The following is a 14,151-nucleotide window of genomic DNA, read 5'->3' as shown; positions in this document are numbered from 1 at the left end:
ATAGAAGGAATGATACCACCTTTGAACAGTTTCGACCATTTAGGCCTTTCTACAAAGGTTATTCAAGCTGTAGAATCAGTGGGATATACAACTCCAACGCCTATTCAAAATGAGACGATCCCCCACATACTTCAAAAAAAAGATGTGCTAGGAATTGCTCAAACAGGCACTGGTAAAACAGCTTCATTCGTCTTACCTATGCTCACATTACTCGAAAAGGGGCGTGCAAGAGCAAGAATGCCGCGTACTCTCATATTGGAGCCAACGCGAGAACTTGCTGCACAAGTCGGAGAAAATTTCGATAAATACGGAATAAATCATCGCTTAAACGTTGCACTTTTAATTGGAGGTGTTTCTTTTGAACACCAAGATCGCAAGCTTGAACGAGGCGCCGATGTGCTTATAGCAACCCCCGGACGTCTTCTTGATCATTTCGAACGCGGTAAATTACTTTTAATGGGTGTTGAAATTCTTGTCATTGATGAAGCTGATCGTATGTTAGACATGGGTTTTATCCCCGATATTGAACGTATCTGTAAACTGACCCCCTTTACCCGCCAAACTTTGTTTTTTTCAGCAACAATGGCACCTGAAATCACAAAATTGACAGAGCAGTTTCTACATTCTCCCGTATATGTTGAAATTACAAAAGCATCTTCAGCAGCCAAAACGATCATGCAACGGCTCGTTAAATCTGGAAGCAAACCATGGGACAAAAGAGCTGTTTTGCGAGAACTTATCCACAATGAAGGTGAAAAGCTTAAAAACGCTATTATTTTCTGCAATCGAAAAAAAGATATTTCTGAACTTTTCCGCTCACTCATCAAGCATAATTTCAGTGTCGGTGCACTTCATGGTGACATGGATCAACATTCGCGTATGAGCATGCTGGCCAATTTCAAAGAGAATAAAATCACTCTTCTTGTTGCATCTGATGTTGCAGCTCGTGGGCTTGATATTCCCGATGTAAGCCACGTTTTTAACTATGACGTACCAATACATGCTGAAGATTATATTCACCGAATTGGTCGCACAGGACGCGCAAAACGAAGCGGTAAGGCTTTTACAATTGTTACAAAAGAAGACCAAAAATATATCAATGCTATTGAGGAAATAAGCAAAGAAAAAATTGAATGGCTCAATGGAGATTTATCTACTTTAACAACAAATGACCAAACAAAAGATCCCATTTTAGAGCAAAAATCCACAAAATATTCCAAGCAAACCACCCAAAAAGAGCGTGTTACTCAAACAAAAAAACAACTGAAAAAAAATACATCCACTTATGCCAAAACTATAAACAATAAAGATAATTCACCAAATAAATATCAGCATAACAAAAATAGCGCTCCCCTAGGGTTTGGCGATGATATCCCAGCATTTATGCTTATAAAAACACGTACTTAAACCAAAAATTTAACAATTTGAAACACAACAAGATTTAAAGAAAATAGCTTTGTCAATCTTGTTGCTTTCATTCATTTCAAACGGTCAATCTATGTATTATCTTCTCACGCCCGAAAAGCGGCAAAAGTTTTCCCATTTCAGGGCCATATTCCATTCCAGTGAGTGCCTGACGCAGTGGCATAAATAAAGCCTTTCCTTTACGACCTGTTTTTTCTTTTAATGCCGTTGTCCAAATTTTCCAACTTTCATCATTCAATACACCTTCAGGCAATAAATCAGCAGATTGTTGTACAAAAACACGATCTTCAAGAGTAACGATATCAAAGTTCTGGTCATCATGAATAATTGTCCACCACAAAACTGCATCATTCACCTTATCAATATTACCTTTTATTGCATTCCAAAAATACTCTGCTTTTTCCCCACAGATAGAAAGCTTTTCAAGCCGCGTCTTTACTTCTTCATAAGTTAATTCATGAACAAGACAAGCATTCAGCGTCAGCAGATCAGCAGTATCAAACTTTGCAGCCGATTTTGATGTATCTTGAAGATTAAAATGCTCTAAAAGAGCCGCTTGATTAGGATAGGCTTGCACATTTTGCGATGTCCCAATCAAAACAGCAAGACACTGCACAGCCATGGATTCAAAACCATCTTTCCGTAAAGAGCAAATGGAAAGATCACTATTCCTTTTTGAAAGCCCTTCTCCTGAAACCGTAGTCAATAAATTAATATGGCCAAAAATTGGCAGTTTTGCATTAAGAGCTTTAAAAATAGCAACCTGAGCACCTGTATTGGTAATATGATCATCACCACGAATGATATGTGTAATGGCCATATCTATATCATCAATCACGGAAGGTAACGTGTATAGATAGCTCCCATCTTCACGAATTAAAACAGGATCTGAAATAGAAGACAAATCAATCGTCTGCTTTCCCTTTACCATATCATCCCAATAAATTTCTGTTCGCTTGGCCTGCAATGGATCACTGTCAAAATTAGGCAAAAGAAAACGCCAATGGGGTTTGCGACCTTGAGCTTCAAACGCTCTCTTCTCTTCTTGTGTTAATTTTAACGCGTTACGGTCATAAACAGGGGGAAGTTTGCGCGAAAGCTGGATTTTGCGACGCCGATCCAATTCTTCTACCGTCTCATAACAAGGATAAAGAAGACCACGCTGTTTTAGCGTTTCCGCAACTTCATCATACCGACTAAATCGTTTAGATTGATAATATATTTCATCCGGTTGAATACCAAGCCATTCAAGATCAACAGCTATACCATCAATATACTCTTGTTGAGAACGTTCAATATCTGTATCATCATAGCGCAGTATAAATGCCCCCTTATTTACCTGCGCGTAAAACCAATTAAAGAGTGCAATACGGGTATTGCCAATATGAATATAACCTGTTGGGGAGGGTGCAAAACGAACTTTTATCATTAATCAATACTTAACTTTTATCGCGAAAACGGTTGGTAATAGGGTAACGACGACTGCGCCCAAAATTCTTCTGACTAATTTTTACACCAGGCGCGGATTGCTGTCTTTTATATTCAGCTAAATAAAGAAGATTCTCAATTTTCTCAACCATCTCACGGACATGACCACGTTTAACAATATCACAAACACTCATGTCATCTTCTACAAGAGATTGCAAGATATCATCTAAAACAGGATAAGGAGGAAGAGAATCCTCATCTTTTTGATTATCCCGCAATTCTGCAGAAGGCGCTTTTGCTATAATATTGTGTGGAATAACAATTCCTTCTGCTCCCAATAAATTCCGCAAATGATTTTTATTACGCCATTCAGCTAATTCGTAAACCTGCATTTTATAAACATCTTTAATAGGATTAAACCCCCCGTTCATATCACCATAAAGTGTTGCATAGCCAACTGCCATTTCAGACTTATTACCTGTTGTGACAACCATTGACCCAAACTTATTCGAAAGAGCCATTAAAATAGTTCCGCGTACACGACTTTGAAGATTCTCTTCTGTCACATCAGATTGCAGCTCCGAAAAAACAGATGCCAGTGCATTCAAAAAACCCTCAAGAGGTTGAAAAATTGGTATCACTTCATAACGACACCCTAAAAGACGCGCACAATCCTCAGCATCCTTTAGTGATTCCTGTGACGTATAATGATAAGGCATCATTACAGTGCGCACCCTTTCAGCCCCCAAAGCATCCACTGCCATAGCTGTACAAAGAGCTGAATCAATTCCTCCTGAAAGACCAAGAATAACATCTTTAAAGCAGTTTTTATTAACGTAATCTCTTAAACCTAAAACACAAGCGCAATAATCAGCAGCCAATCCATTGAGAAGTTCTTCATTAGGACCAGAGATACACTGCCATCCCGTAGATTTTTGTTGCCAATGACTCAAAGCAATATGACTTTCAAAATGCTTCATTTGAAATGCCATTTTACCTTGTCCATTAAGTGCAAAAGAACCTCCATCAAAAACCAATTCATCCTGCCCACCAATTGGATTAGCATAAATAATTGGTACTCCGGATTGAATAGCTTGTACACGAACAACATCTGCGCGTTTTTCTGTTTTATTACGATAATAAGGAGACCCATTCAAAACAAGAATAATTTCAGCTCCCTTATTTTTAAGTTCTGCACAGATAGAGGAATCATTCCAAATATCCTCACAAATTACAATCCCTAATATCACCCCACAATAAACAATAGGCTCAGGATATGGCCCAGCAGAAAACACACGCTTTTCATCAAATTCAAAATAATTTGGTAAATCAAACTTTAAGCGTTCAGCAATAATTTGCCCATCATCAAGAAGAACGACTCCATTATAAATGGCATCACCACGCCTTAGCGGAACACCAATAACAATCCCTGGTCCCTTTTTTGTCACCTTCGCTAATTTTTTAACAGCATCTTCACATGCTTTTATAAAAGCAGGTTTCAGGACAAGATCTTCCGGCGGGTAAGAACTTATAAAAAGCTCAGTGAACAGGACAAGGTCAGCACTCAATTCTTGAGCCTTCTGATATGCCGTTATTGCAAGAGCAAAGTTTCCTTCAATGTCACCGACAATAGGATTTAATTGAACAACTACAATTCGAAAATCATTATCTATAAGCCTTTGTCCCATTACACCAATTTAGCGTGACCATAGTTCAATTTCAATCATCAAAATATTTCTTTTCCCCAAAGTATCTGGCTCTATCAACACCATAAAACAATCATGCTATGTGATCTGCTTCTTAAACATCTTACGAATAACAGCTCACAGTTCAGAATCACGATTCTTCTTAAGAAGCTCAGCAACAAGAAAAGCTAATTCCAACGACTGATCTGCATTCAGGCGCGGATCACAATGGGTATGATAACGATCAGAAAGATCTTCTACTGAAATAGCGTGCGCTCCACCTGTGCATTCAGTCACATTACGGCCTGTCATCTCAATATGGATACCACCTGGATAAGTTCCCTCATCTCGATGTATCGAAAAAAAATGTTCAACTTCTTTCAAGATATATTCAAAGGGGCGCGTTTTATAACCATTTGCAATAACTGTATTGCCATGCATTGGATCACAAGACCATACAACTTTACGCTTCTCACGCTCAACTACGCGGATTAGTCTAGGAAGACAATGCTTAATCTTATCATAACCAAAACGAACAATAAGGATAATCCGCCCCGGTTCATTTTCAGGATTAAGAATATCAATGAGTCGCAAAAGCTCTTCAGGATCCATGAAAGGGCTACATTTCAATCCGATAGGATTTTGAATACCGCGACAATATTCAACATGCGCATGATCAGGCTGACGCGTACGATCACCAATCCATAACATATGACCAGATGTTGCATACCAATCCCCAGAAGTTGAATCAACTCGTGTCAAAGCCTCTTCATAACCAAGCAAAAGCGCCTCGTGACTTGTATAGAAAGATGTCTCACGTAATGAAGAATGCGTTTTAGCTGTAATTCCTATAGAACGCATAAAATCTATGGTTTCAGAAATACGCTTTGCTAATAACACATAACGTTCACCTTGTGGGCTATTGGAAATGAAACCCAGCATCCATTTATGGATATTTTCTAAATTAGCATAGCCTCCCTGTGAAAAAGCACGCAGCAAATTAAGTGTCGCTGCAGACTGGCGATAAGCCATAAACATCCGTCGTGGATCAGGAATACGAGAATCTTTATTAAATTCAATACCATTAATAATATCGCCTCTATAAGCAGGCAATTCTTCATTCCCCTTACTTTCAACCTCAGAGGAACGAGGTTTTGCAAACTGACCAGCAATACGACCAACTTTAACAACTGGTTTAAAACTACCAAATGTTAAAACTATTGCCATTTGCAAAAATACACGAAAAAAATCTCGGATATTATCAGCTTCGTGTTCCGCAAAGCTTTCTGCGCAATCACCACCTTGCAACAAAAACGCCTGCCCCTCTGTAACTGCTGTTAATGCATTTTTCAAATCACGCACTTCACCAGCAAAAACAAGTGGAGGATACTTGCGCAGCTTTCCTTCAACACTCGCTAACATAGACTGATCTGGGTAAGCTGGGACTTGTTCAATTGGCCTTTCTCTCCACGAGTCAGGCGTCCATTTTCGCATCATCGTATTCTCTCTAGAGCAGCTTATCCACGCAGCTTATAATAGAGAAAATCTTGTTTTTTATTATCACATCCGCCATTTATCTTTCCTGTTTCTTTCCATTTTTATATATGTAACTCGGCTCATACATCGTTACCAATTCCTCTGCAGCAGTCGGATGTACAGCCATAGTTTCATCAAATATATCTTTCGTCAATTTTCCTTTGAGCGCGATCCCTATAAGCTGTGCCATCTCTCCAGCGCCCTCTCCTAAAATATGAGCACCAACAACGACACGGCTTTCACCATCAACAACAAGTTTTATAAACATTTTTTCCGAACCACCAGAAAGAGTATTCCGCATAGGACGAAATAGAGTACGATAAATTTCAAGATGCTTATGACGATGTATTGCTTCTTCTTCTGAAAGACCAACCGTTCCAATCTCAGGCTGTGAAAAGACAGCCGTCGCAATCAAATCACGATCGGGTACAGTTGGAATATTCTTAAATGCAGTCTTAACGAAACACATTGCCTCATGGATTGCTAAAGGCGTTAGTTGAATATTTCCTGTTACATCACCAACAGCCCAAATATGAGGTATATTCGTTGTCATTGTTTTATCAACAATAATTGCGCCAGCTTCATTCAATTGAACACCTGCCCGCTCAAGTCCTAAACCTGCTGTGTTTGGCACACGTCCCGTAGCCAGCATGACCTTATCAACACTGACAGTTTGTCCATTCGATAAAATAACATCATAGCCATAACCTTGAGTTTTAACTTGAGAAACCGTTGTACTGTATACAATGGAAATTCCCTTTTCAACCATTGCATCACTAAGTAATTTTCGCAAATCATAATCAAAATTACGAAGAATTAAATCACCACGATGGATTAACGTTGTTTTTACACCTAATTCATGAAAAATATTCGCAAATTCAACACCAATATAACCACCACCAACAATGACTATTGATTTTGGTAATTCTTTAAGATCAAAAATTTCATTGGAAGTAAGACATAAATCGATTCCTTCTATCGCAATATTTTGTGCAGTTTTTGCTCCCGTCGCAATCAAAATTTTTTCTGCTTTTACTCGTTCACCTGTTGCAGAAAGCTCTAAGGTATGCTCATCCACAAAGACAGCACGACTTTCATACACATGAACATTATTATTTTTCAATGTGTTGCGATAAAGTCCCTCCAATCTTAATATTTCTTTATCTTTAGCCGCAACTAATCTTTCCCAACTAAACACTGGATCAGTGTATTTCCACCCAAAACCTATACTCTTACTGAACTCTCGTGCATATTGTGACGCATAAACAAACAGTTTTTTAGGCACACAACCGCGAATAACACAAGTACCCCCTATACGATACTCTTCCGCTATAGCTACACGCTTACCGAGACCACCAGCAAGACGAGCAGAACGTACTCCGCCGGAACCACTCCCAATAACAAATAAATCAAAGTCAAAAGACACTAAAGCCCCCCTTCGCACATATTCAGCATCGTACAAGCCATTATTATTCATCACTCAATAAAAATTCTTGCTTAGTTTCAAAAATTATTGTTTTTGGATAAACACTACACTACTAAAAAACTAATCTCTCTTAAAAAAATGGCAGAAAACCACCATTAAAAAAACAAGAAAGAATCTTTTATTTACATGACAATAATAATCAGGCTATTTTATTGAATTAAGCAGCTTATTTCGAATACGCTCGAGAGCCAGATGGTATAGGAGTAGCAGATTTGTTCAATTTAAGTGTCTTAGACATCTCTTTTTCTATATTTTTCATAAGATCCTGCATCACAGCCGATTTCCATACATCAAATACAGAATAAACATCTCGAGCAACACTTGGAACTTCCTTCAAAAATTTTTTACCAACATCAGAACTATAAAATATTGTTATTGTTTCCAGTTCTGTCTGGCTAAAATGTTCTGCGTACACACGAGCAACTTCTTTTTCTAAGCCAGAGCGCCGTTTAGTAAAAGCGAGTACTTGTTTGTCAACAATCTCAGCAATATCTGCTGCCAAATTTGGATCATCACCAGTTAATTCATTTTTGAGATCACGCGCAACCATAGGTAAAAAATTATCAAATTGATCGGTTGCGTGGATGGCGTCAATCACTCTTTTAGCTGCTTCTAGATGTTGATCGCTTACATCTTGTGCATGAGCCATTCCAATATGCACAACTAAAACAGCAACGGAACCTAATAATATCACAAATTTCTGAAAAGAAAAAATCCCTCTCATTCAATAATTACTCCCATAATTGTTGTAACCTAAATTTATATTTTATTCAAAATTCACAACTCTTATAATTATTTACAATAATTTAAAGTTCTAAAACTTTTATTTGACCATCAGCCATCGCTATAATTGAGCGTGAAGCTAATCCCAAAAAAAGACCGTGCTCAATAACACCCGGAACTTCCAACAATGCACTAGACAATAATCTTGGCTGCAAAATGCACCCCCAAGATGCATCAAAAATAAAATGCCCACCATCCGTTTCAAAGGGATTTTTACCATTCATTCGCAATGAAATTTCTCCCGAAAGCCCTAGGCTATAAGCCACTCTTTCAATGGCTCTACGCGTAGCACTTATACCAAACGAATCAACCTCAATTGGCAAAGCAAAAGCACCAAGTGTTTTGACCATCTTCGTTTCATCAGCAATAATAAGCATAGAACGAGATGCTGCGGCCACAATTTTTTCACGCAATAATGCTCCCCCCCCCCCTTTAATTAAGGCCATTTGGGGACCAATTTCATCAGCTCCATCAATAGAAAGATCGAGTTCAGGCATCTGTTCTAAAGTAGTGATAGGAACTCCAAACTTGCAACATAACTGCTCAGAATAATGTGAAGTAGCAACACCAATGACACGTAAACCACTTGCGACACGTTCACCAAGAAGGCGAATAAATTCATTGACTGTAGAACCACTACCTATACCCAGCCGCATATCATCTTGAACAAACTCAAGCGCTTTAGCAGCAGACATCTTTTTTAGTTCATGAACATTCATGAATCACTTTATCCTTTTATCAATCAAGTAATATTAATTATGAATTGATTGATCAAAAAATTTTCAATTCACCACAAAATTTATTCACCATCTTCAAGCACAAAAAACATCGATTATAAAGTACAATGATTAAAAATTATACCTCTTTGTAAAATTTATTTATATTTCCATACTTGATAAGTAGTTTTAGCTCTGATCCTTAATAATAAAAATTTATGCTAAATGATCCTACAAAATTATTAAGTTTGTAAGTTTCCCCAAAAATCGTCTGTTTTTTCCTAGAAGAAATTGTTAACAATTGATTATTTTCGATAAAATTGATAAACTGAGAGGAATAGTGAGGCAAATGCTTAGGTGTAGCCTAAAAAAATGGCAGATTACCTCTTAATTTTGATTATGTTTACGCATTAAAGAATATGGAGAGATCAAATACTATGAAAGGCCATCCAACAATTATTGAGCAATTCAACGCAGCCCTTGCACTTGAACTTAGCGCCGTTAATCAATATTTGCTGCATTCTTGCCTAATAGAAAACTGGGGTTATGCAAAATTAGCTAAAATAGAGCATAAAGAATCTCTAGAAGAAATGCTGCACGTGGATAAAATTGTTAAGCGCATTATTTTTCTAGAAGGGCGTCCTAATCTCCAAACTCTTGCGCCATTGCGCATTGGGCAAAACCTGAGAGAGATTCTAGAATGCGATCTTGCGAGTGAATATGATGCTCGGGAACTGTACCTAAAATCCCGTGAGATTTGCGCTAAACTTTCAGATCACGTGTCAAAGAAATTGTTTGATGAGCTACTCGAAGATGAAGAAAATCACATTGATTTCCTTGAAACCCAGCTACAACTTCTTAACACAATTGGAGAAGAAAGATATAGCCAGCTTAATGCAGATATTTCTGATTCAAAGTAAAATTGTGTTATACATCTTATTCATAAAATTTAGCTACCGTATGAATATATTTTAAAAATATAGGGCTTTGGATTTTAAAAACTTAGAATACAGTTATTTTTTTATAGAATATAACTGTATTTTCTAGCGCGTTGGATTATATCATCTTAGTGTCATGAGTTATAACTTTTGCGAACTTTGTTTATGCATGTTCCATGGTCTATGGAAACCTTGAGATGACCAAATAACTTTTTTATTTTTAGTCATCATGACACTTCCTCGTGACAACAGTTGTTGAGGTGTGAATGTTATCGGTGCAGTTTCGTTACATCTTTCATAACGAGCTGCAGATGTTCTAATCATAATATCAGATTTTATACATTGATCTGTATCCCCGCGTAAAACAGCAACCTTTAATCCATTTTCTAATAAAGCTTTACAAACATTATCGTCACAAACAAATTGTTCATTCAATGGAGGGCCACTTTTTGAGGGTTTAATGGTCTGGTCTATGCTCAATGATTTTTTCCATATGGATGTCGTAAACTTAGAAGCATAAAAACGATCAATATATAATTTTTTCTCATTGATAACGCCTACGAGACTCATATTATCTGCTATGATTAATTGTACAGGTGAATGCGTAACACACACAAAAATACCCAAAAAAATAAAGATACTAAAAAAATATCGGATAGGCGTTATAAAAAAAGTCAAGCCTACTAAACCTATGCTTAATAAAACTAATGCAGATAACGGCATAAATCCAGGATTTAAAACAGGAGAGATAGCCGTTATAGTATGAGCAATTTTAATCACAAGATTGACACTAAAACCCATAATCTGTAGCGGCAACCACTCTAGCCCAAAAAGCATTGCAAATGCTGCCATCAACCCAAATGGCATAATGACAATTGAGATAATAGGCAAAGCTAAAACGTTACTCACAATGCCGAGAGATGCTACATTAGAAAAATGATACGCAGCGTAAATTCCACTGGCAGAGCCTGCTACCAGCGACGATGCGCAAGTTGAAGCAACTGATAAGAAAGCAAAACGCAACACTCCACCTCCAACATAAGACGGTGTTGTTTTTCCTATATCAAGAGATCGCTTTTCATTCCACCAGCCAAAAGCAGCGATCAAAGCCGCAGTTGCAGAAAAGGACATTTGAAAACCGGGGTTCAATATTTCATGTGGACGAATAGCCAACGTTATTAAACCCGCAATAGCGAAGTTGCGCATTGTTAAAGAAGAACGATTGCATAATATAGCAAACAACATCACTGCAATCATCACAAAACTTCTTTGTGCAGCTATAGCTGCACCAGATAACACTAAATAAAAAGCCGTAATTATTAATGCTACAATGGCAGCAAATTTTTTAGCGGAATAATAGGATGAAACAACTGGAAAAAGTGCAAAAAAACTACGAATAACAATGAAAACCATACCGCTAAGCAAAACCATATGCAAACCTGATATTGATAAGACATGTGCTAATCCAGATTTACGCAACGCCTCATTGGTATCATTTGAAATACCACTTCGCTCTCCGGTTATTAAAGCAGCAGAAACATCACCCGCTTTCCCTCCAATCCCCGTAAGAATTCTTTGTGTCATTTTCATCCGTAAATTTTCAATTTTCTGTGAGGCTATACCCAATATCGTATCAGGCTGTGGAACTGATATCTTAACTGGTTTGCCTAAATACATTCCCTGAGCACCAATTCCTTTAAAATAATTATGAAAACTAAAATCATAACTCCCTGGATAAACTGAGCCAGATAATGCACGAAGCCCTACCTTTCCATATAACCCATCACCTGCAACCAATCCATTTGGTAAATGTTTTGCCACTAGACGAACACGATCAGGCCCATGATCCAAAGCTGGCTTTTCTGTTTTAAGAACATCTACATTTAAACGAAATCCTCCTTTTTCCATTGTTTCAATAGAAACAATACGCCCTGTTAATGTCGTGAAAACATCGCTATCCAACATTGATGTAGACAAATGCCATGTTTCTATTTTTGCTGCCAATGCGCCCAATACAACACATAATAAAAAACCCGCTATGAATCTTATTCCTCGATAACGGCGGAACGCACACAATATTCCAAAAAAAATACTCGCTGTTACAAAAAATTGATTCCAACTTGGTTCTTGATCTAAACTAAAATAAAAAATAATGCCCGTGGCAAAAAAAACTAAAATCAATAAAAAAAGCAGTCCAAAAGAAATTTCCTTTCTTATGCAATCTATCAGCCATTCCCAGAAAACAATTACTGTCCCTTTTAAAGGAGTGAAGAGAGAAATGTTTTTTTCGTTATAGTTTCTATTATTGGTGGCATCAATAATAGAGGGATTACCTTGGCGCATCAGGCCTAAATTTTTCCGTTTTAACCAACTTCCTATTGATGTACGAACATTAACTTTATAATTTGACATTCGCCAATCCCCACTTTACTTGCAATGCAGCTATTGCACACCCTCTCACCTATGCTAACATAAACTTCCAATAAAATTTCATAAATAACATCTTAACTTAGAGGATAATACCCGTGCCCGTCGTTACCCGTTTTGCACCCTCTCCCACTGGTTTCCTTCATATTGGCAGTGCTCGCACCGCTCTCTTTAATTGGCTTTATGCCAAACATACCGGTGGCAAAATGCTTCTACGTATCGAAGATACAGATCGAGAACGCTCAACGGAAGTAGCTGTTCAAGCCATTTTAGATGGCTTACATTGGATGGGACTGAGCTATGATGGGGAACCTATTTCGCAATTCAAAAGAGCAGAACGTCATCGTCAGGTCGCTGAACAATTGGTAAAAAATGGCAAAGCTTACTATTGCTACGCCTCTCCTGAAGAATTGGCTGAAATGCGTGAAAAGGCCCGCGCAGAAGGACGCCCTCCATGTTATGATGGGCGTTGGCGTGACCGTAATGCTTCTGAAGCTCCCAAAGGAATTAAACCTGTCATTCGTATTAAAGCGCCACAAGATGGAGAAACCATTGTACATGACCGCGTTCAGGGCGATATTCGCTTTCCAAACAAAAATCTGGATGACTTTATTATTTTACGTTCTGACGGTACCCCCACTTATATGCATGCAGTGGTTGTTGATGATCATGATATGGGAATAACACATATTATTCGCGGGGATGATCATCTCACAAATGCAGCGCGCCAAACCATTATCTTCAATGCAATGGAATGGGATATCCCCGTTATGGCGCATATTCCTCTTATCCATGGTGAAAACGGTGCAAAATTATCAAAGCGACATGGTGCATTAGGTGTTGATGCTTATCGAACAATGGGATATCTACCTGATGCTTTGCGTAATTATCTTGTTCGCCTAGGTTGGAGTCATGGAAATGACGAACTCATCTCTATCGAAGATATGATTTCTTGGTTTGATATAGACAATATCAACAAAGGTGCTGCTCGTTTTGATTTCAAAAAACTAAATGCCATCAACGGATACTATATACGCACGAGTAACGACCAAAATCTTTTTGAGGCTGCTCTTAATATTTTGCCAGATATTGAAGGCGGATTGGAAATAACTAAAAAACTTAATGAACAGCACCGTGCTCAATTTCTAGCTGCAATACCAAGTTTGAAAGAACGTTCGAAAACACTGATTGAACTCATTGATGGTGCAAAATTTATCTTTGCACAGAGACCATTATCTTTTGATGACAAAGCAAAAACATTCTTAGATGAAAGAGGTAAGGCCATTCTAAAAGGTGTTTACTTCGCTTTAAAAGCATGCCCAAATTGGGATGCAAAAACGTTGGATGAAACTCTGCGAAATTATACACAAACACAGGAACTCAAATTCGGATCTGTCGCCCAACCACTTCGAGTAGCTCTCACTGGACAAACAACATCTCCCGGAGTTTTTGATGTTCTTACTTTATTAGGACGAGATGAATCTCTTAATCGTATTCATGATCAAATTACTCTCACAACATACTAATTACATATGTATAGATAGTTTCTAGAACAATGCATATTTAAAAATATAAATATTTTTATATGAATTGAAATATTTTTAACTTAAAATACTCAAATATATATTCTATCGGACTGTAAATGAAAAATATTTTTAGATTGCATCAGCTGATTTTTAGGGTAAACCTACTCCTAATACAGGGAGGAAGAGCTTTAACTATACATC

At 37.7% G+C, this 14,151-nt stretch carries 10 protein-coding genes; 3 read left to right on the top strand and 7 right to left on the bottom strand.

All coding sequences use genetic code 11. The features are described from left to right. The first annotated feature begins 9 nt into the window (after positions 1-9). Positions 10-1,407 (top strand): DEAD/DEAH box helicase, encoded by a 1,398-nt coding sequence (locus NPX98_RS04860; protein WP_269023035.1) that lies wholly within the window; start codon positions 10-12, stop codon positions 1,405-1,407. Positions 1,408-1,483: 76 nt separating this feature from the next. Here NPX98_RS04860 and gltX (NPX98_RS04855) read toward each other — a convergent pair whose 3' ends face one another. From gltX (NPX98_RS04855) to rpiA, 6 genes are all read right to left on the bottom strand, one after another. After that, positions 1,484-2,854: a glutamate--tRNA ligase gene (gltX, locus tag NPX98_RS04855; protein WP_269023034.1), complete on the bottom strand. Its 1,371-nt coding sequence runs from the start codon at positions 2,852-2,854 to the stop codon at positions 1,484-1,486. Between the two features lie 10 nt (positions 2,855-2,864). Then, positions 2,865-4,541, bottom strand: a complete 1,677-nt coding sequence (locus NPX98_RS04850; protein WP_269023033.1) for an NAD+ synthase — start codon at positions 4,539-4,541, stop codon at positions 2,865-2,867. 135 nt (positions 4,542-4,676) lie between these two features. Next, positions 4,677-6,035, bottom strand: a complete 1,359-nt coding sequence (locus NPX98_RS04845; protein WP_269023032.1) for a class II 3-deoxy-7-phosphoheptulonate synthase — start codon at positions 6,033-6,035, stop codon at positions 4,677-4,679. Between the two features lie 76 nt (positions 6,036-6,111). Beyond that, on the bottom strand, positions 6,112-7,551 hold the full coding sequence (gene gor, locus NPX98_RS04840; RefSeq protein ID WP_269023031.1) for a glutathione-disulfide reductase: 1,440 nt from the start codon (positions 7,549-7,551) through the stop codon (positions 6,112-6,114). Positions 7,552-7,726: 175 nt separating this feature from the next. Continuing rightward, positions 7,727-8,284, bottom strand: coding sequence for a DUF2059 domain-containing protein (locus NPX98_RS04835; protein WP_269023030.1), 558 nt, complete (start codon positions 8,282-8,284; stop codon positions 7,727-7,729). Positions 8,285-8,366: 82 nt separating this feature from the next. Then, entirely contained in the window at positions 8,367-9,062 is a 696-nt protein-coding gene (gene rpiA, locus NPX98_RS04830) for a ribose-5-phosphate isomerase RpiA (RefSeq protein WP_269023029.1), read from the bottom strand. Positions 9,063-9,496: 434 nt separating this feature from the next. Between rpiA and bfr the strand changes: the two genes are divergently transcribed. Next, positions 9,497-9,979 carry a bacterioferritin gene (gene bfr / locus NPX98_RS04825; protein ID WP_269023028.1) on the top strand — a complete coding sequence of 161 codons (483 nt, stop codon included), beginning with the start codon at positions 9,497-9,499 and terminating at the stop codon, positions 9,977-9,979. 159 nt (positions 9,980-10,138) lie between these two features. On the opposite strand, the gene NPX98_RS04820 is transcribed toward bfr, so the two are convergent. Beyond that, positions 10,139-12,409 (bottom strand): ComEC/Rec2 family competence protein, encoded by a 2,271-nt coding sequence (locus tag NPX98_RS04820; RefSeq protein WP_269023027.1) that lies wholly within the window; start codon positions 12,407-12,409, stop codon positions 10,139-10,141. 113 nt (positions 12,410-12,522) lie between these two features. Between NPX98_RS04820 and gltX (NPX98_RS04815) the strand changes: the two genes are divergently transcribed. Then, positions 12,523-13,950, top strand: a complete 1,428-nt coding sequence (gene gltX, locus NPX98_RS04815) for a glutamate--tRNA ligase (protein ID WP_269023026.1) — start codon at positions 12,523-12,525, stop codon at positions 13,948-13,950. Positions 13,951-14,151 lie beyond the last annotated feature (201 nt).

The sequence above is a fragment of the Bartonella sp. A05 genome (genome assembly GCF_026930145.1).
Taxonomy (GTDB): Bacteria; Pseudomonadota; Alphaproteobacteria; order Rhizobiales; family Rhizobiaceae; genus Bartonella.
The sequence above is the reverse complement of the archived record's forward strand: the minus strand, read 5'-3'. Positions and strand labels throughout refer to the sequence as shown.

What these genes read in the sequence shown, in the direction of transcription:
- gor (WP_269023031.1), bottom strand. Translation starts at nt 7,551, where the DNA reads ATGAATAATAATGGCTTGTACGATGCTGAATATGTGCGAAGGGGGGCT.
- NPX98_RS04835 (WP_269023030.1), bottom strand. Translation starts at nt 8,284, where the DNA reads ATGAGAGGGATTTTTTCTTTTCAGAAATTTGTGATATTATTAGGTTCC.
- NPX98_RS04860 (WP_269023035.1), top strand. Translation starts at nt 10, where the DNA reads ATGATACCACCTTTGAACAGTTTCGACCATTTAGGCCTTTCTACAAAG.
- NPX98_RS04850 (WP_269023033.1), bottom strand. Translation starts at nt 4,541, where the DNA reads ATGGGACAAAGGCTTATAGATAATGATTTTCGAATTGTAGTTGTTCAA.
- rpiA (WP_269023029.1), bottom strand. Translation starts at nt 9,062, where the DNA reads ATGAATGTTCATGAACTAAAAAAGATGTCTGCTGCTAAAGCGCTTGAG.
- NPX98_RS04845 (WP_269023032.1), bottom strand. Translation starts at nt 6,035, where the DNA reads ATGATGCGAAAATGGACGCCTGACTCGTGGAGAGAAAGGCCAATTGAA.
- bfr (WP_269023028.1), top strand. Translation starts at nt 9,497, where the DNA reads ATGAAAGGCCATCCAACAATTATTGAGCAATTCAACGCAGCCCTTGCA.
- NPX98_RS04820 (WP_269023027.1), bottom strand. Translation starts at nt 12,409, where the DNA reads ATGTCAAATTATAAAGTTAATGTTCGTACATCAATAGGAAGTTGGTTA.
- gltX (WP_269023034.1), bottom strand. Translation starts at nt 2,854, where the DNA reads ATGATAAAAGTTCGTTTTGCACCCTCCCCAACAGGTTATATTCATATT.